The 17894-nt window shown below is 39.3% G+C and carries 20 protein-coding genes; 11 read left to right on the top strand and 9 right to left on the bottom strand.

The features are described from left to right. Positions 1–22 precede the first annotated feature (22 nt). Genes pspC through pspA form a run of 3 tightly spaced genes read right to left on the bottom strand, consistent with a single transcriptional unit; the run spans position 23 to position 1314 of the window. Complete coding sequence (gene pspC / locus ACYUCW_RS00955) at positions 23–379, bottom strand: envelope stress response membrane protein PspC (protein WP_004243099.1); 357 nt, start codon at positions 377–379, stop codon at positions 23–25. Next, a complete protein-coding gene (gene pspB, locus ACYUCW_RS00950) occupies positions 379–609 on the bottom strand; it encodes an envelope stress response membrane protein PspB (RefSeq protein ID WP_004243100.1) in 231 nt (76 codons plus the stop codon). The genes pspC and pspB overlap by 1 nt, the downstream gene beginning before the upstream one ends. Positions 610–645: 36 nt before the next feature. Further along, on the bottom strand, positions 646–1314 hold the full coding sequence (pspA, locus tag ACYUCW_RS00945) for a phage shock protein PspA (protein ID WP_004243102.1): 669 nt from the start codon (positions 1312–1314) through the stop codon (positions 646–648). 216 nt (positions 1315–1530) lie between these two features. On the opposite strand from pspA, the gene pspF reads away from it, so the two are divergent. The 8 genes from pspF (at position 1531) to gstA (ending at position 9976) form a co-directional block, all read left to right on the top strand. Continuing rightward, a complete protein-coding gene (gene pspF, locus ACYUCW_RS00940) occupies positions 1531–2535 on the top strand; it encodes a phage shock protein operon transcriptional activator (protein ID WP_049202938.1) in 1005 nt (334 codons plus the stop codon). A 280-nt stretch (positions 2536–2815) separates the two neighbouring features. Beyond that, on the top strand, positions 2816–4507 hold the full coding sequence (gene sapA, locus ACYUCW_RS00935) for an ABC transporter substrate-binding protein SapA (protein WP_004243105.1): 1692 nt from the start codon (positions 2816–2818) through the stop codon (positions 4505–4507). Further along, complete coding sequence (gene sapB, locus ACYUCW_RS00930) at positions 4504–5469, top strand: putrescine export ABC transporter permease SapB (RefSeq protein WP_017628082.1); 966 nt, start codon at positions 4504–4506, stop codon at positions 5467–5469. The genes sapA and sapB overlap by 4 nt, the downstream gene beginning before the upstream one ends. Then, a complete protein-coding gene (gene sapC, locus ACYUCW_RS00925) occupies positions 5456–6349 on the top strand; it encodes a putrescine export ABC transporter permease SapC (RefSeq protein WP_004243108.1) in 894 nt (297 codons plus the stop codon). Before sapB ends, sapC begins: the two co-directional genes overlap by 14 nt. Continuing rightward, positions 6349–7350, top strand: a complete 1002-nt coding sequence (gene sapD, locus ACYUCW_RS00920; RefSeq protein ID WP_004248150.1) for a putrescine export ABC transporter ATP-binding protein SapD — start codon at positions 6349–6351, stop codon at positions 7348–7350. Before sapC ends, sapD begins: the two co-directional genes overlap by 1 nt. Then, positions 7340–8149: a putrescine export ABC transporter ATP-binding protein SapF gene (gene sapF, locus ACYUCW_RS00915; RefSeq protein WP_004243110.1), complete on the top strand. Its 810-nt coding sequence runs from the start codon at positions 7340–7342 to the stop codon at positions 8147–8149. Before sapD ends, sapF begins: the two co-directional genes overlap by 11 nt. A 208-nt stretch (positions 8150–8357) precedes the next feature. Next, complete coding sequence (gene fabI / locus ACYUCW_RS00910; RefSeq protein ID WP_004243111.1) at positions 8358–9146, top strand: enoyl-ACP reductase FabI; 789 nt, start codon at positions 8358–8360, stop codon at positions 9144–9146. A gap of 218 nt (positions 9147–9364) precedes the next feature. Next, entirely contained in the window at positions 9365–9976 is a 612-nt protein-coding gene (gstA, locus tag ACYUCW_RS00905) for a glutathione transferase GstA (protein WP_110706619.1), read from the top strand. A 78-nt stretch (positions 9977–10054) separates the two neighbouring features. Here gstA and pdxY read toward each other — a convergent pair whose 3' ends face one another. The 4 genes from pdxY to anmK all read right to left on the bottom strand — a co-directional run bounded on the left by pdxY (position 10055) and on the right by anmK (position 14259). Further along, positions 10055–10924, bottom strand: coding sequence for a pyridoxal kinase PdxY (pdxY, locus tag ACYUCW_RS00900; protein WP_004248153.1), 870 nt, complete (start codon positions 10922–10924; stop codon positions 10055–10057). A 120-nt stretch (positions 10925–11044) separates the two neighbouring features. Beyond that, positions 11045–12319, bottom strand: a complete 1275-nt coding sequence (gene tyrS / locus ACYUCW_RS00895) for a tyrosine--tRNA ligase (RefSeq protein WP_004248155.1) — start codon at positions 12317–12319, stop codon at positions 11045–11047. 130 nt (positions 12320–12449) lie between these two features. Next, entirely contained in the window at positions 12450–13103 is a 654-nt protein-coding gene (pdxH, locus tag ACYUCW_RS00890; protein WP_004243118.1) for a pyridoxamine 5'-phosphate oxidase, read from the bottom strand. Positions 13104–13146: 43 nt separating this feature from the next. Then, positions 13147–14259, bottom strand: coding sequence for an anhydro-N-acetylmuramic acid kinase (gene anmK, locus ACYUCW_RS00885; RefSeq protein WP_004243120.1), 1113 nt, complete (start codon positions 14257–14259; stop codon positions 13147–13149). Positions 14260–14479: 220 nt separating this feature from the next. Between anmK and ACYUCW_RS00880 the strand changes: the two genes are divergently transcribed. After that, the gene (locus ACYUCW_RS00880) at positions 14480–14947 is read left to right on the top strand and encodes an outer membrane lipoprotein (RefSeq protein ID WP_004243121.1); all 468 of its coding nucleotides are present in this window, start codon (positions 14480–14482) and stop codon (positions 14945–14947) included. 344 nt (positions 14948–15291) lie between these two features. Here ACYUCW_RS00880 and slyA read toward each other — a convergent pair whose 3' ends face one another. Both slyA and ACYUCW_RS00870 read right to left on the bottom strand, forming a co-directional pair. After that, positions 15292–15720, bottom strand: a complete 429-nt coding sequence (slyA, locus tag ACYUCW_RS00875) for a transcriptional regulator SlyA (RefSeq protein WP_004243123.1) — start codon at positions 15718–15720, stop codon at positions 15292–15294. Positions 15721–16182: 462 nt separating this feature from the next. Then, complete coding sequence (locus ACYUCW_RS00870; protein WP_004243130.1) at positions 16183–16422, bottom strand: DUF1289 domain-containing protein; 240 nt, start codon at positions 16420–16422, stop codon at positions 16183–16185. 180 nt (positions 16423–16602) lie between these two features. Between ACYUCW_RS00870 and gloA the strand changes: the two genes are divergently transcribed. Together gloA and rnt are read left to right on the top strand one after the other, a co-directional pair. Continuing rightward, entirely contained in the window at positions 16603–17010 is a 408-nt protein-coding gene (gene gloA / locus ACYUCW_RS00865; RefSeq protein WP_004248157.1) for a lactoylglutathione lyase, read from the top strand. Positions 17011–17105: 95 nt separating this feature from the next. Then, positions 17106–17744: a ribonuclease T gene (rnt, locus tag ACYUCW_RS00860; RefSeq protein WP_004243132.1), complete on the top strand. Its 639-nt coding sequence runs from the start codon at positions 17106–17108 to the stop codon at positions 17742–17744. Positions 17745–17894 lie beyond the last annotated feature (150 nt).

The following is a 17894-nucleotide window of genomic DNA, read 5'->3' as shown; positions in this document are numbered from 1 at the left end:
ATTAGATTAAGTGGCAAGAAAATTATAAATCTTGAAAGCGTTTATTGAGCTGATAAGTCGAAGAAGTAATATAACGTTCCATTTGTTGTAAACGTTTTTCACCTTTTGTTAATTGACTATCCACTTCTTTTAAAATAGCTTTTAAATCCTCTTGCTGTTCCTGATGTTGGTTATAATTATCAGGTGCAGGCTCCATAAAGAAACTTAAAACAAGATAAACAACAATGGTTAAGCCAAAAAAACCAGCAAAGAGTGCAATCACCGCAATAACCCTGACTAATAGCACAGGAATATTAAAATAATGGGCAAGCCCAGCACATACGCCACGGATCATGCCTTCTTGTGGCAAGCGATACAATGATTTGCTCTGCATCGTCATTATGATTGCCTCCAGTTAGGATGTTCTGCATCAAGAATATCTTCTAATGTCTTAATGCGTTCCTGCATTTGCTGAGCTTTATCCACCAGCGCGCTCAGTCGCTGCATTTCTTGTTGGGTTAACTGAACCTTCCCTCCCCCTTTTTGGCTGTTATAGTGCAACCATAACCAAATAGGAAGAATAAATAATACAAAAATTGTCAGTGGTATTCCCAGAAATATATAGCCCATTACATATCCTTTATAAGATGGTTATTACGCTTGCTATTACTCTTTATTAGTATTGATTTTAGCTTTTAATGCCGCTAATTGCGCGCTAATTTCATCATCGGCTTTCAGCTCAGCAAACTGTTGTTCTAATGATTTTTCTTTACCCAATCCATAGCTTTGCGCTTCGCCTTCCATATGATCAATTCGACGCTCAAATTGTTCAAAGCGCGCCATTGCCGCATCCATTTTACCGCTATCTAATTGACGACGAACCTGACGTGAAGAGTTTGCAGCTTGGTGGCGAACCACTAATGATTGCTGTTTAGCACGCGTTTCTGTCAGTTTATTTTCTAATTCACTGATTTCACCTTTGAGGCGATCTAATGTTTCATCAATGATAATTAGTTCGTGTTTTAAGGTATCGCACATTGAAGCAATACGTTGTTTTTCAATTAACGCCGCACGTGCTAAATCTTCTTTATCTTTAATCAGCGCGAGTTCCGCTTTATCTTGCCAATCTTTAATTTGTTTTTCTGCTTGCTCAATACGACGCTCTAAGCTTTTTTTCTCTGCTAGCGTGCGTGCAGAAGTTGTTCTGATCTCAACTAACATGTCTTCCATTTCTTGGATCATTAAGCGGATCATTTTTTCAGGATCTTCTGCTTTATCCAGCAAAGAAGCGATGTTGGCATTAATAATATCAGCAAAACGTGAAAATATACCCATGATGTTATCCTTAATAGCTATGATAAATAATAGCCTTGAGTGTTGATTAAATAGCGTTATTAGCAATAACGCCCAGTTGCTATAGTTAATACAATTTGCGTGCCAACTTTTCAAAATAACTTAACACATTAATAAATAACATTTTATTTTTCCTCGCCTATTTTTTACACTACTGATAGACTGGTGAGAAATACCTCAATATGGTGATTTTAACCAATGCAAGAGAATTTAGAGACAATAATTGGTGTTGATAGTCATTTTATCGATGTTTTAGAACAAACCTCAGCCCTCGCTCAACTCAAAAAACCGGTGTTGATTATTGGTGAACGTGGTACAGGTAAAGAGCTTATCGCTCATCGATTACACTATTTATCACCTTGGTGGCAAGGACCATTTATTTCCATTAACTGTTCGGCATTAAACGATAATTTGCTTGATTCAGAGCTGTTTGGTCATGAAGCGGGAGCATTTACCGGAGCGAAAAACCGCCATCAAGGACGTTTTGAGCGTGCCGATGGCGGCTCTCTTTTTCTTGATGAGCTAGCCACTGCACCGATGCTGGTGCAAGAAAAGTTGCTACGCGTTATTGAGTATGGCCATTTAGAACGAGTGGGAGGTAGTCAATCGCTGCATGTCGATGTGCGCCTTATCTGTGCCACTAACGCAGATCTACCGGCAATGGCGGACGAAGGTAAATTTCGTGCTGATTTACTGGATAGATTGGCCTTTGACGTAATTCGCCTGCCCCCTTTAAGAGAGCGTAAAGCCGATATTATGCTACTGGCTGAAAACTTTGCGATTGCTATGTGCCAAGAGTTAGGGTTGCCCTTTTTTCCCGGTTTTAGTGACAATGCCCACCAAATTCTTTTAGATTACCGTTGGCCGGGGAATATTCGCGAACTAAAAAATGTGGTTGAACGTTCTGTTTATCGCCATGGCACCAGTGAGCGTGAACTGGATAATATTATTATCGACCCTTTTGCGCGCTTTTCGTCTTCAACCATAGCTGAGCAACCTCAGCCTCAAAAGGAGATGATCTTTTCATTACCACCATTACCGCTAGATTTACGCCAGTGGCAACATAGCACAGAAAAAAACTTACTAGAGCAAGCATTGAAAGAGAGTCGTTATAACCAGAAGATGGCGGCAGAAAAATTAGCATTGAGCTATGATCAATTACGCGGATTAATAAAAAAACATCACATAAAATTGTCGGTCTAGTTTTGTAAATAAGATGAGCAAAGACAGAATGAAATATAGACAAAAAAAAAGCCAGCACCCGAGCTGGCTAGTAAAATAATACTGGAAGCAATGTGAGCAATGTCGTGCCCTTGTGCGAAAAACCTCTATCGCCAAAGGACAATACGGATGATAATCTTTATCATTAGCGTTTGTAAAGCTTTTTATTGAGAATTTTTCTCAATTTGTTTTTTTTGACAATTTTGGGCTAGCCAGTTTTTTAAGTTACAATAGCCAAATCGTTTATCTAAAAGACATAATTATGCGCCCTATTTTACTTATTAGTACTATGCTACTGGCTTCAATAAGTATGACTTGTATGGCAGAGATAGCTACCAAAGCTACAGAGCTATCTGTCGCGCAAGAGCCTACAAACATTCATCAAAATGGCTTTGTCTATTGTGTTGATGGCAGTGTAAATACCTTTAATCCTCAACTTTCGAGCAGTGGATTAATTATTGATCCCCTAGCCGCGCAACTTTACGATCGTCTTTTAGATGTTGACCCTTATACCTATCGTTTGATCCCAGAAATTGCCGCACGTTGGGAGTCTCTCGATAATGGCGCAACTTATCGCTTTTATTTGCGTAAAAATGTGTCATTCCAGACAACACCTTGGTTTACGCCTACACGTAAACTCACCGCAGACGATGTTATCTTTAGTTTTGAGCGCATGTTTTCTGCCAATAATCCTTATAATCAAGTTAATGGTGGTAAATACCCCTATTTTGATAGTTTAAGTTTGGCGGATAATATCAAATCAATTAAAAAGTTAGGCAAATACACCGTTGAATTTAATCTAAAATCTCCTGATGCTTCATTTTTATGGCATTTAGCAACCCATTATGCGCCTATCCTTTCAGAAGAATATGCCAGTAACCTTGAAAAATCGGGTAATCAATCGCAACTTGATTGGAAACCTGTAGGCTCAGGGCCTTTTTATCTTGATGAATTTCAGCCAGGCCAATTTGTTCGATTACTGAGAAATGAGCAATACTGGAAAGGTCAGCCCAAAATGCAACAAGTGGTTATAGACACGGGTGCAGGCGGTACTGGACGTATATCTAAACTCTTAACGGGAGAGTGTGATGTTTTGGCCTATCCTGCGGCAAGCCAATTAAAGGTCTTACGTGATGATCCTCGTTTACGCCTTACATTACGTTCAGGAATGAATATTGCTTATCTTGCGTTTAATACTAATAAGCCACCGTTTAACGATCTAAAAGTGCGTCAAGCCATCGCTTATGCGATTAATAATGAACGACTAATGGGATCTATTTATTACGGTACGGCTGAAACAGCCGCATCGGTTTTACCTCGTGCCTCTTGGGCTTATGATAATCGCGCTAAAATTACCGAATATAACCCTGAAAAATCGAAGCAAATATTAAAAGAGTTGGGACTTGAAGGACTTAAATTAAACCTTTGGGTTCCCAGTGCTCCGCAATCTTATAATCCCAGCCCGTTAAAAATGGCTGAATTAATTCAAGCTGATTTAGCCCAAGTAGGTATTCAAATGAATATTCGACCTATAGAAGGTCGCTATCAAGAAACCAGTTTGATGGATAGAACTCATGATATGACTTTATCAGGATGGTCAACGGACAGTAACGACCCCGATAGTTTTTTCCGCCCATTATTTAGTTGTGCGGCTATTAGTTCGCAAACCAATTTAAGTCATTGGTGCTCACCGGCATTTGACAATGTGCTACAACAGGCGCTTTATAGCCAACAACTGGCCTCTCGTATAGACTATTATCACCAAGCACAAGATATTTTAGCGCAAGAGCTACCGGTTTTACCATTAGCTAATTCTTTACGTATGCAGGCTTATCGTTATGATATTAAAGGACTTGTATTAAGTACATTTGGTAACGCTTCTTTTGCCGGTGTGTATCGCGAAGCAGAAGTTGATGAGGATAGTCACAACCAAGAGGCTACAACAAACCCATGATTATCTACTCGATACGTCGCTTACTGTTATTAATTGTGACGCTCTTTTTCTTGTCACTGGTGAGTTTTAGTCTCAGCTATTACACACCCAATGGGCCGTTAAGTGGTGCTTCTTTATTTGATGCCTACTTTTTTTATACCCACAATATGTTCCATTTTGATTTTGGAATTTCTTCAATTAATGGCGAACCCATTAAAGCACAACTTATTGAAGCATTTCCTGCCACTATGGAGTTATGTGCATTGGCATTTATCTTTGCCCTACTTATCGGCATTCCTGCGGGGATCATCGCGGGTGTATGGCGCAATAAACCTGCGGATACTTTTATTAGTCATCTCGCACTTTTGGGCTTTTCAGTTCCGGTCTTTGGTCTTGCATTATTACTGACACTTTTCTTTTCATTAAAGCTAGGTTGGCTACCTGTTTCAGGCCGTATTGATTTACTGTATAACTTACAGCCTATAACGGGGATCGCAGTCGTTGATGCTTGGCTATCGGATTCGCCTTATCGTCAACAGATGATCATAAACGTTTTGCAACATTTAATTCTACCCGTGACTACACTAGCTATTGCTCCTACTACGGAAGTTATTAGGTTGATGCGTAATAGTACAGAAGAGATCATGGTCGAGAATTATGTGAAAGCAGCGGCAACCCGTGGCTTATCACGCTTTACTATTATTCGCCGTCATATTCTACATAATGCATTACCCCCTATTATTCCCAAATTAGGCTTACAGTTTTCTACCATGTTAACACTAACGATGGTGACCGAAATTGTTTTTAACTGGCCAGGATTAGGCCGTTGGCTAGTAACGGCCATTCGCCAACAAGACTATTCGGCTATTTCAGCCGGTGTTATGGTTGTTGGTTCAATGGTTATCATCGTCAATGTGTTATCAGATATTGTCGGTGCGATGAGTAATCCAATGAAACACAAGGTGGGATATGCCTTTAGATAGCCAGTTTTATAAAGAGAAAAAAACACCATCACCAGCTGCGGTGATTTGGCAATGTTTTTCTAAAGATATTCTCTCCATGGTGGGCTTTTATGGTGTTATCTTTCTGTTAATATTAAGTATTGTTGGTCCTTATATTGCGCCTTATGCACTCGACCAACAATTCTTCGGTCATCAATTAACACCGCCTTCTTGGTATCAAAACGGTAATGTCACCTTCTTTTTTGGTACTGATGATTTAGGGCGCGATGTCTTTAGCCGTATTTTAATTGGTACGAGTATGACCTTTGGTGGCGCTTTTATTGTCACCTTTGCGGCGACACTGATGGGGTTAATTATGGGTTGCCTTGCAGGAATGACCCACGGCCTAAAATCCGCAGTGTTAAATCATATTTTAGATACACTGTTATCCATTCCATCACTCTTATTAGCCATTATTGTGGTCGCTTTTGTAGGGGCAAGTTTAGAGCACGCCATGATAGCAATTTGGCTAGCACTACTCCCCCGCTTAGTGAGAATGATCTATTCAGCGGTAAATGATGAATTAAATAAAGAGTACGTTATTGCCTCACGTCTTGATGGTGCATCAAATATCTCTATTTTATGGTATACCGTATTGCCGAATATTACCCCAGTATTGGTTTCTGAATTAACTCGGGCTTTTTCTATCGCAATATTAGATATCACGGCATTAGGTTTTCTGAATTTAGGCGCTCAATTACCTTCCCCTGAATGGGGGGCGATGCTCGGCGATTCCCTAGAGTTAATCTATGCTGCACCTTGGACAGTCCTTATCCCCGGAGCCACCATTATGATCAGTGTATTACTTGTCAATTTATTAGGGGATGGCTTACAACGTGCCATTAATGAGGGGGTGGAATAATGCCGTTATTAGACATACGCAACCTAACTATTGAATTTATGACACCCGATGGCCCAGTAAAAGCGGTAGATCGCGTTTCCATTACCCTCAGTGAGGGAGAAGTAAGAGGTTTAGTCGGTGAATCTGGCTCCGGAAAAAGTTTGATCGCTAAGGCAATTTGTGGCGTGACTAAAGATAATATTAAAGTGACTGCGGATCGCTTTCGGTTCGATGATATTGATTTACTTAAATTATCACCAAGAGCACGTCGTCGGGTGATTGGTCATAATGTGTCGATGATTTTCCAAGAGCCTCAATCTTGTCTTGATCCGGCGACCAAAATTGAACACCAGCTTATTCAAGCAATCCCTGGTTGGACATTTAAAGGCCACTGGTGGCAACGTTTTCATTGGCGAAAACGCCGTGCAATTGAGTTACTTCATCGGGTTGGTATTAAAGATCATAAAGATATCATGCGTAGCTATCCTTATGAGTTAACCGAGGGTGAATGCCAAAAAGTGATGATAGCCATTGCCATTGCTAACCAACCCCGTTTACTGATTGCCGATGAACCAACTAATGCGATGGAGCCGGCAACGCAAACACAAATATTTCGTTTACTCACCCGTTTAAATCAAAATAATAATATGACTATTTTATTAATTAGCCATGATTTGCAGTGGATGAGTAAATTAGCCAGTAAAATTACGGTCATGTATTGTGGTCAGACAGTGGAAACCGCCATACCTGAGGAACTATTGGTTACCCCCTATCATCCTTATACACAAGCCCTTATCCGCTCTATTCCTGATTTTACTAACTCTTTGCCTCATAAAAGCCGTTTAAATACACTACCCGGTGCGATCCCCTCTTTAGAGCACCTACCTGTTGGATGCCGTTTAGGCCCTCGTTGTCCTTATGCACAACGTCAATGTATTGAAGCACCTCGATTACGTGCATTTAAAAATCATGCGGTGGCTTGTCATTTCCCATTAAATGTGGAGACGACAGATGTTCGATAAATTACTTGAAGTCAAAAACTTATCAAAAACATTTCGTTACCGTACAGGATTATTCCATCGCCAGCAGTTGAAAGCGGTAAAACCGGTGAGTTTCACTCTTGAACCGAAGCAAACACTGGCGATTATTGGCGCTAATGGTTCAGGTAAATCAACATTAGCTAGAATGTTATCCGGCGTTACAGAGCCAACGGGTGGTGATATTTTTATAAACGGTCATCAATTAAGTTTTGGCGATTACTCTTATCGTAGTCAACGCATTCGGATGATATTTCAAGATCCCACAAACTCACTCAATCCACGTCAGCGTATTGGGCAAACATTAGACTTACCATTACGACTTAATACCGAACTTAGTGGCATAGAGCGAGAAAAACGCATTTATCAAACTTTGCGGCAAGTAGGACTATTACCAGAACATGCTAATTACTATCCACATATGTTTGCCTCAGGACAACGCCAGCGGATCGCCTTAGCTCGTGCACTTATTTTACAGCCACAGGTGATTATAGCGGATGAAGCTATTGCCTCTTTAGATATGTCTTTACGTTCACAAATTATTAATTTGATGTTAGAGCTACAAGAGACACATGAAATTGCCTATATCTATGTGACACAAAATTTAGGAATGACTAAGCATATTAGTGATAAAGTCATGGTGATGGATAATGGTGAAGTGGTCGAGCGTGGTAACACCGCTGAGGTATTAGCATCACCTTTACATGAAGTGACTCGTCGATTAGTGGCTAGTCATTTTGGGGAAGCACTTACGGCAGAAGCTTGGCGACAAGATTTACCTTAATATTAAACAGCATTAACATCATATTAATTGTTTATTATTTCACCCTTTTCCTTCAACTCCTCGGAGGTGCAAGGGAAATTAAACAAATTTACAAATGTCGTGGTAGAATCAGCCACGATTTATTAACAATAAGCGTGATAACCTAACAGATAAATAAAATTCTGCATGATGTTATTATCGCAATTTACGAACAAACAAGGATACAGCTATGGGCTTTATGACCGGCAAACGCATTCTGATTACTGGTGTTGCGAGCAAATTATCAATTGCTTATGGTATTGCCAAAGCCATGCACGATCAAGGCGCTGAACTGGCTTTTACTTATCAGAATGAAAAACTCAAACCTCGCGTTGAAGAGTTTGCAGCCTCATTAAATTCTAACATCGTATTAGAGTGTGATGTGTCAAAAGATGAAAGCATTGACGCAATGTATGCAGAGCTAGCAAAAGTTTGGCCTAAATATGATGGTTTTGTTCACTCTATCGGTTTCGCACCTGCTGACCAATTAGATGGCGACTATGTTAACGCTGTCACTCGTGAAGGCTTTAAAATTGCCCATGACATCAGTGCATATAGCTTTGTTGCAATGGCAAAAGCAAGCCGTGCAATGTTAAATCCAAACTCTGCATTATTAACGCTGACTTACCTCGGTGCTGAGCGTGCAATTCCTAACTATAATGTTATGGGGTTAGCTAAAGCTTCTCTAGAAGCAAACGTACGTTATATGGCAAATGCTATGGGTCCTGAAGGTATTCGTGTTAACGGTATCTCTGCAGGTCCAATTCGTACCTTAGCAGCATCTGGTATCAAAGATTTCCGTAAAATGTTAAGCCATTGCGAATCTGTCACCCCTTTACGTCGCACAGTCACTACTGAAGATGTGGGTAATACTGCAGCTTTCTTATGCTCTGACTTATCTGGCGGGATCACCGGTGAAATCATTCACGTAGACGGTGGTTTTAGCATTGCAGCAATGAATGAATTAGAGTTGAAATAATTTCCCTTTATTTCATTACATTCTTTCTGAAAACCTCGAAATTCTTCGAGGTTTTCTTTTTTCATGAATAAGCTGTACTGTTCACAGATTTACAAAAGCCTATTTTATTTGCCAGATTTGCGTTTGCTAAATTCTTATAACGCCTTATTATCTAATATTAGTGAGGGTATTTCTTATCTTCACGGGTATCACCACTCATTGATAGGGAGTTATTTAAGATGAAATTGTACTACACGCCGGGTAGTTGCTCGCTTTCTCCTCATATCGTTCTACGTGAAACGGGTCTCGACTTTTCTATTGAGCGCATTGATTTACGCACCAAAAAAACAGAGTCAGGGAAAGATTTTCTTGCCATCAACCCTAAAGGGCAAGTTCCGGTTCTTCAATTAGATAATGGTGATATTTTAACGGAGGGTGTTGCTATTGTGCAGTATCTTGCCGATCTGAAGCCAGATAGAAATCTTATTGCCCCACCAAAAGCATTAGAACGTTATCATCAAATTGAGCGGCTAAACTTTCTTGCCAGTGAAGTTCATAAAGGCTACAGCCCTCTATTTTCATCTGATACGCCTGAAAGTTATCTCCCTGTGGTAAAAAACAAACTAAAAAGTAAATTTGTTTATATTAATGATGTACTAAGCAAACAAAAATGTGTTTGTGGTGATCACTTTACTGTGGCGGATGCGTATCTGTTTACGTTAAGTCAATGGGCACCTCATGTGGCGCTAGATTTAACCGACTTAAGCCATTTACAAGACTATCTAACACGCATTGCACAACGTCCTAATGTGCATAGTGCACTAGTCACGGAAGGATTAATAAAAGAGTAAGATTGCTATAAAGGCGAGTCTCATTAATAAACATAAAAAGCGGAAATTAATGACTTCCGCTTTATATTAACAATATGATTAATCTAACTGCGTTGCACAGAAGTTATGGGTTGGGTGCACCATTTGATCTTGAGCGGCGACGAGTTGTAACTCGTACTCATTCATCTCTTTAGTTTTTAACATCACTTCATAAACAGCAGCAGCAACATGCTCTAATGCCGTTTTTAGCTCAACACCTTTTAGTAAATCCACCAGCATTAAACCACTGGTTAGATCCCCGACACCAACAGGCTGACGTTCACCAAAATCAACCAGCGGTCGGCTCACGTGCCAACTGTGATCTGCAGTCACCAGTAACATTTCAAAGCGATCATGACGAAAGCCTGCTCGTGATAAATGTTTTACTAATACAATTTTAGGCCCTTGCTGGCATAATTGACGGGCCGCTTTTACACATTGGTCAACATTATGCAGCGTTGCTCCACCAGCTAATGTTTCAAGTTCTAATAAGTTGGGTGCAATAATATCACTGATGGGCAAGGCATCTTCACAAAGTACGCCAGAAACTTCTGGAGGCACAATACAACCTTTTTCAGGATGTCCCATAACCGGATCACAAAAGTACCATGCGTTAGGATTAGCTTGTTTGACTTTTTTTACAATATCAACAATGCGTCGGCCTTGCTCTGCCGAGCCAAGATAACCACTTAATACCGCATCACACTGTGCTAATTTACCAATAGCAGCGATACCATCAACGATCTCAGTGATATGCTCTGCCGACATCACACAACCCGTCCATTTTTCTGGATATTGTGTGTGGTTGGAAAATTGAACCGTATTTAAAGGCCAAACATTTACCCCCATACGGCGCATTGGAAATTCAGCAGCGCTATTACCTGCGTGACCAAAAACTACATGAGATTGAATAGAGAGTATATTTTTCATGACATAAACCGATTATTGTGAATACACACAACACCCAAGCTTTATTATCATAGGCGAGGTATACACATTTATTTATTGTTATCAAAAAAGGGCAACCTACTGTTGCCCTTTTGTTGTCAATTATTTCCAGATAACAAGGCAGTAATGTTTTTTACCGCGACGTAAAATGGAATAATGACCAAATAAGAAATCTTTTTCTTCAAAGACGTATTCAGGATTATCCTGTTTTTCGCCATTAATAGATACTGCGTTAGAGCCAATCATTGTACGAGCTTGACCACGAGAAGGAACTAATTCTGCATTGACCAGTGCTTGTTGTAAATCATTGCCTTTTTCTAACTCAATAGTTGGCATACCATCTTGCGCTAATTGTTCAAGATCAGCTTGCGTTAAATCTGCAATAGCTCCTGAAAATAGGCTATCGGTAATACGTTTAGCGGCAGTTAAACCTTCTTCACCATGAACTAAACGTGTAACTTGTTCTGCTAACACACGTTGGGCGCGAGGTGCTTGACCGCTGTTTTTATCTTCCTCTTCCAGTGCATTAATCTCCTCAATGCTCATAAAAGTGAAGAATTTTAAGAAGCGATACACATCCGCATCCGCGGTATTGATCCAGAATTGGTAGAATTTATATGGGCTCGTTTTCTTCGGATCTAACCAAACAGCACCACCTTCTGTTTTACCAAATTTAGTACCATCAGATTTGGTAATTAAAGGTACTGTCATACCAAATACTTGTTTTTGGTTGAAACGGCGAGTTAGATCAATACCCGAAGTAATGTTACCCCACTGATCTGAGCCACCAATTTGTAACTCGACACCGAGGTTTTTGTTTAATGACGCAAAGTCATAAGCTTGTAACAGATTATAAGCGAATTCAGTAAAAGAGATCCCCACATCGTCACGGTTTAAACGCTGTTTAACCGCTTCTTTGTTGATCATTTGGTTCACAGAGAAGTGTTTACCGATATCACGCAGGAAGGTTAGCACATCCATTTGACCAAACCAGTCATAGTTGTTTGCTAATTCCGCACTGTTTTCACCACGGTCGAAATCTAAGAAAGGTGACACTTGTTTACGAATTTTTTCTACCCACTCGTGAACAGTATCTTGGGTATTCAGTTTGCGCTCGGTGGCTTTAAAACTAGGATCACCAATAAGACCCGTTGCACCACCCACCAACGCCACAGGCTTATGCCCGGCTAGTTGGAATCGTTTTAAACACAGCAAAGGAACCAAATGCCCCAAGTGCAGGCTATCAGCGGTAGGATCGAAGCCACAATAGAGAGCGATAGGACCTTGCTCCAAACGCTCCACTAAAGCTGCCTCATCCGTGACCTGAGCGATAAGCCCACGCTCCTGCAATTGTGTGATTAGGTTCTTGCTAGACATCAATGACTCCATCGGTTTATTGTTTTTTGTCTATTTAAAATATAAGTGAAACACAAGTGGTATAGCATAAAGCGCCACTACATTAAGTACCAGTAGAAAAAGCCTTTTTGATACAAATTTATTAGCCCAATTAAGGTGCTAAACGTTCAATAGACCATCCTTCTGGTGATTTTTGATATATAAAGCGATCGTGTAGACGATTTTCTCTACCTTGCCAAAATTCAACAGAGTCAAAAGTGACTCGATATCCTCCCCAGAAACTGGGTAGAGGTACTTCTCCATGTTGAAATTTTTGTTTTAACTCCAAAAACTTACTTTCAAGCACCCCACGGGCAGAAATGCGAGAAGATTGTTTTGATGCCCAAGCTGCTATTTGGCTATCTTTAGGACGGCTATGGAAATATTTTACGACTTCAAATGCTGAAAGTTTCTCAGCTTTCCCTAAAAAACAGACTTGTCGCTCTAAAGGATACCAAGGGAAGAGTAAACTGACTCTTTGGTTATGTTCTAAATGACTCGCTTTACGGCTACCTAAGTTGGTATAAAAAACTAAACCTTTTTCATCAAAGTGCTTTAACAGCACAATACGTTGATAAGGTTGTCCATTTTCATCAACGGTTGCCACACACATGGCAGTAGGATCACTTAAGCGAGCTTCACAAGCTTGCTTAAGCCATTTTTCAAATAAAACTAATGGCTGTTCGGTTAATTCATGACGGCGTAATCCACCTTTCATATATTCACGTCGAAGATCAGCAACATCAATAAAATCCAGATCTGTCATTTTTCACTCTCTCTTTTGAGATACTGTGCTCAGCATATCACGCTTATCGAGGATTTGTAGGATAAATCGCCCCTAAAATTGTTTCTCGTGATGCCCCTGTAACAGAAGGTAAATTGCCGGGTTCATTTGCCATTGTTCGTGCGGCCAACCACGCAAAAGCTAATGCTTCCATATCATCGCCACTAAGACCATATTTGTCCGTTAACGAGACTTCTGTACCCGGTAATAAACTAGCAAGACGATGCATAATTTGACCGTTTTTTGCCCCGCCACCACACACCAATAAACGCTCACATCCACCATTGAGTTGTACTTGCTGTGCAATACTGATAGCGGTTAGCTCTACTAAAGTTGCCTGTACATCCTCTGGAAATACATTGGGTACTTTAGCCAAATGATAATGTAACCATTGGGTATTAAAATATTCTCGTCCCGTACTTTTTGGCGCTGAACGAGAAAAATAGGGATCTGCCAGCATTTCCTGTAATAATTGGGTATTCACATTTCCAGTTGCTGCCCATTGCCCATTATCATCATAGGCTGTCTGATTATGAACCCAGTTCCAACTGTCTAACAGCATATTGCCAGGGCCTGTGTCATATCCTTTCACTGCAACGCCAGGTAATAGCAGCGAAATATTGGCAATACCACCAATATTTAACACAATGCGTTTTTCTGTAGGATGGCCTAATACTGCAAGATGAAATGCAGGAACCAATGGTGCACCTTGCCCACCATATGCCATATCACGACGACGAAAATCCCCGACAGTGGTTATTCCTGTCAAGGCAGCCACTCTATTGTTATCACCAATTTGCATGGTAAACGGGATATCACTTTCTGGCTCATGCCAAATTGTTTGACCATGACATCCTATCGCCGTGATATCAGCAGCACTTAATCGCGCTTTCGCTAATAATTCCATAATAGCTTTTGCATAGAGTTCACCCAGTTGCGCATCTAATAAGCCTAACTCATGCAACGTCACAGGTTGGCCTTGGCAAACGGCTAAAATGCGTTGACGCAAGGTTTGAGGATAAGGTAAAAAATGGTTGGCTTGTTGAGCAACCAGTTTATTACTAATGGCTGCCAGCACCACATCAACACCATCTAAACTTGTACCAGACATCACACCAATGTATCGCCCTGCTTTCATGCCCTTTTCCTTATAATCAAGATGATGCAACTTTTTAACATATAATGTTATATTCTTTTTTTCGGAAATCTCTTCTGTGTTTACTTGCGCTCTTTACTATATAGTAAGAGGTATACGATTAAAATCAGTGTCGACATATGCAAAAAATAAGCTATAACTGATATTAAATTAAATTGATATAATCTGAAAAATTATTATCAGATTTCCATTAGGAGTAATTATGTTTAAGCATTTACTTGTTGGTCTTTTTGCTGTGACAACGCTGGCTGGTTGTGTAAATACAAGCTCTTTATCAGGTGATACTTATACGGCAAGTCAAGCTAAACAAGCACAAAACGTAACTTATGGCACCATTGTTTCAGTACGTGCAGTAAACATTCAAGCCGGTAGTGATGAAAATGTTCTTGGTGCTATCGGTGGTGCCGTATTAGGTGGTTTATTAGGTAATACAATTGGTGGTGGTACAGGCCGTAACCTAGCAACCGCAGCGGGTGCTATTGCTGGTGGTATGGCTGGACAACAAGCACAAGGTGCTTTAAATACAACCAAGGGTGTGCAATTGGAAGTACGTTTAGATAGCGGTAAAACCGTGGTTGTCGTACAAAAAGCAGACAATACTGCCTATAGACAAGGTCAACGTGTTGCTGTGATTGGTAACGGCAATAATCTCACCGTTTCTCCACGCTAAGTTTATTTACTTGAGGTGTGTGATAAGCAAAACAGGCAACCATTCTAGTTGCCTGTTTTATTAATAGAAATTATTTTACTTATAATAACCAGTTTTATAACTTATTAATTAATTCAAACATTGCATTATCTATCTTTAATTAATGATAAAAATCACTCGTCTTTTATCATCAATTATTAATTGATAACGCTTTTATTATAAGATCAACAATAGACTTCATAGATAAAATCATCTTATCTACCCTCTAGTAGAATTATAATAAATCCTTTGAAATTAAATAATAAATAGAATTATTACAAATAAAACCATTAGAAATAAAATTGCTGTAAATTAGCCCAATTTAATTAGTCATGTAATCTAATTATATTTTTCTCTAGCTTTTTAATAAGATAAATCAAGTTGTCTATTTCTTCCTTCTTTATACCACTTAATATTTCTTGACGTGTCTTCTCAATAACTGCATAAACTTCTGAAATAAAAGGTTCTGATTCTTTTGTTAACGTTATACGCTTTGCTCTGCGATCACTTGAACAAGTATGTCTACAAATCAGTTTTTTTTCTTCTAACTGATCGAGAGTTCTCACTAATGATGGTTGTTCAATACCAATTGCTTTAGCCAATTGGATTTGAGATTGTTCTGGAGGCAGTTGACTAATATTATACAACGTTACCCAATGAGTTTGAGTCAATTTTAATGGCTTGAGTCGGTGATCAATTAAGGCACGCCATAATCGAACTAAACGCGCTAAATCAGCTCCTAATGTTGATTCCACTTATCCCTCCTTAAATTCGCTTTTCTTTCAGCTTTTACAAAGTTTAGATATGTTCTTTAAAAACACTATTTTGTAAATTACATTATTTATTGATTGATGAGCCGACCTCTTTATCTTATTTTTATAATATTAGAATCCTATTTATTAGATAGGAAATTATTTTTAAGATCCAATTATGTATATTTATCGCCACGAATGAATCTCTATAAAGAATAACCTTGTTATAAAAACTAATCTATATTTTTTTACATAATAATCATTATTATTTCACAAGAAAAGCCGAGAAAACAAAAAAACCTTACAATTCACGGAATTAAAAACCATTAACAAAACAAATATTTACAATGAATATTATTTACCTTAAAAATCAAATAAAATGAACTAACTAAATATAATCAATAAACCAATTAAATTATATTAAAACGTTAGTTTTATTTTAAAATTTAAAAATAAATAATAAATTTAAAATAAATCCAGCTGTTCATTCTCTTTTTCTGTTTCAGACACTGTTTTTTGTTGAGCTCTTAAATATCGTTGTCGACAAAGTCTCAATACATTTCGTTTTTCTTGTTGACTCATCGTTGACCAACTAAAGCGTTCTTGACGACTACGGTAACAACCAATGCAATACCCTTGTAAATTAGATTCACATCGACCAATGCAAGGGCTTGGGATATCGAAGAATTCTAATTGTTCTTGCATTGATTATTCTCCCCAATTATTTGTTACTATAGAGTATAGTAAAAAGAGATATTATCTGCCCATTTACTACAATACTGATGAGTAAAGCGTAAATTGAACTATAGGGCTGTAACGCGTTATAGTACAACACCATCAGTTTATACTGTCGGGTGTCATATTTAACAAACACGAGAGGTTTATATGCGAGTACTTCATACCATGATCCGTGTAGGCGATTTACAACGCTCTATCGATTTTTATACCAAAGTTTTAGGTATGCAACTTCTACGCACCAGTGATAATGAGGAATATAAATACTCGTTGGCTTTTGTTGGCTATGGTGATGAAAGTAGCGGTGCTGTTATTGAATTAACCTATAACTGGGGTGTGACTAGCTACGAAATGGGGACTGCATTTGGCCATGTTGCATTAGGGGTTGATGATGTAGCTGCAACTTGTGAGGCTATCCGTCAAGCGGGGGGTAACGTTACCCGTGAAGCAGGCCCTGTTAAAGGTGGTACAACAATTATCGCCTTTGTAGAAGATCCTGATGGATATAAAATTGAATTAATCGAAAACAAAAGTGCCAGTCAAGCTCTGGGTAACTAAATATTAGTAAAACCAGAAAGGCATTGTATTGCTTTTCTGGTTCCTGATTATTATTAATTTCTGATGTGCTATTTTCATCGGATAAGTACAGTTTAATGCCTGATAAAATAAACCCTAATGAATTATGTAACCGCTTTCGAGGTTACTATCCAGTCGTTATTGATGTTGAAACGGGTGGATTTAATGCCAAAACAGATGGCTTACTTGAAATTGCTGCTATCACTTTAAAAATGGATGAGCAAGGTTGGTTAAAACCTGATAATACATTGCATTTTCATGTCGACCCCTTTGAGGGCGCAAATTTAGAGCCAGCGGCGTTAGAATTTACCGGAATTGATCCTACAAATCCTCTTCGTGGTGCTGTCAGCGAATATGAAGCGTTACACGCCATTTTTAAAATGGTACGTAAAGGAATGAAAGACGCCAACTGTAACCGTGCGATCATTGTGGCTCATAATGCTAATTTTGATCATAGCTTTGTTATGGCGGCAGCTGAGCGAGCAGGTTTAAAGCGTAACCCTTTCCACCCTTTTGCTACTTTTGATACTGCGGCTTTAAGTGGTTTAGTACTAGGACAAACTATTTTAGCGAAAGCCTGTATTACTGCAGGTATCCCCTTTGATAGTAAACTCGCTCATGGGGCTTTATACGATACCAATCGTACATCATTACTGTTTTGTGAATTAGTTAACCGCTGGAAAAAATTAGGTGGTTGGCCACTACCAACGCCCTAATCAAACTTATCTATTTGGCTGTGCCATTTGACACCCTCCACGCCCTAAAGGACGTGGAGCCCTACTGCGTTCAGACTGATGTCTGAATCACCTCGGCGGGTTCCTGCTTCGACGGGCGGTCTGACTGCACCCTCCCTCCACAGGCAAGCA

The sequence above is a fragment of the Proteus sp. MB838 genome, assembly GCF_054767435.1.
The sequence above is the reverse complement of the archived record's forward strand: the minus strand, read 5'-3'. Positions and strand labels throughout refer to the sequence as shown.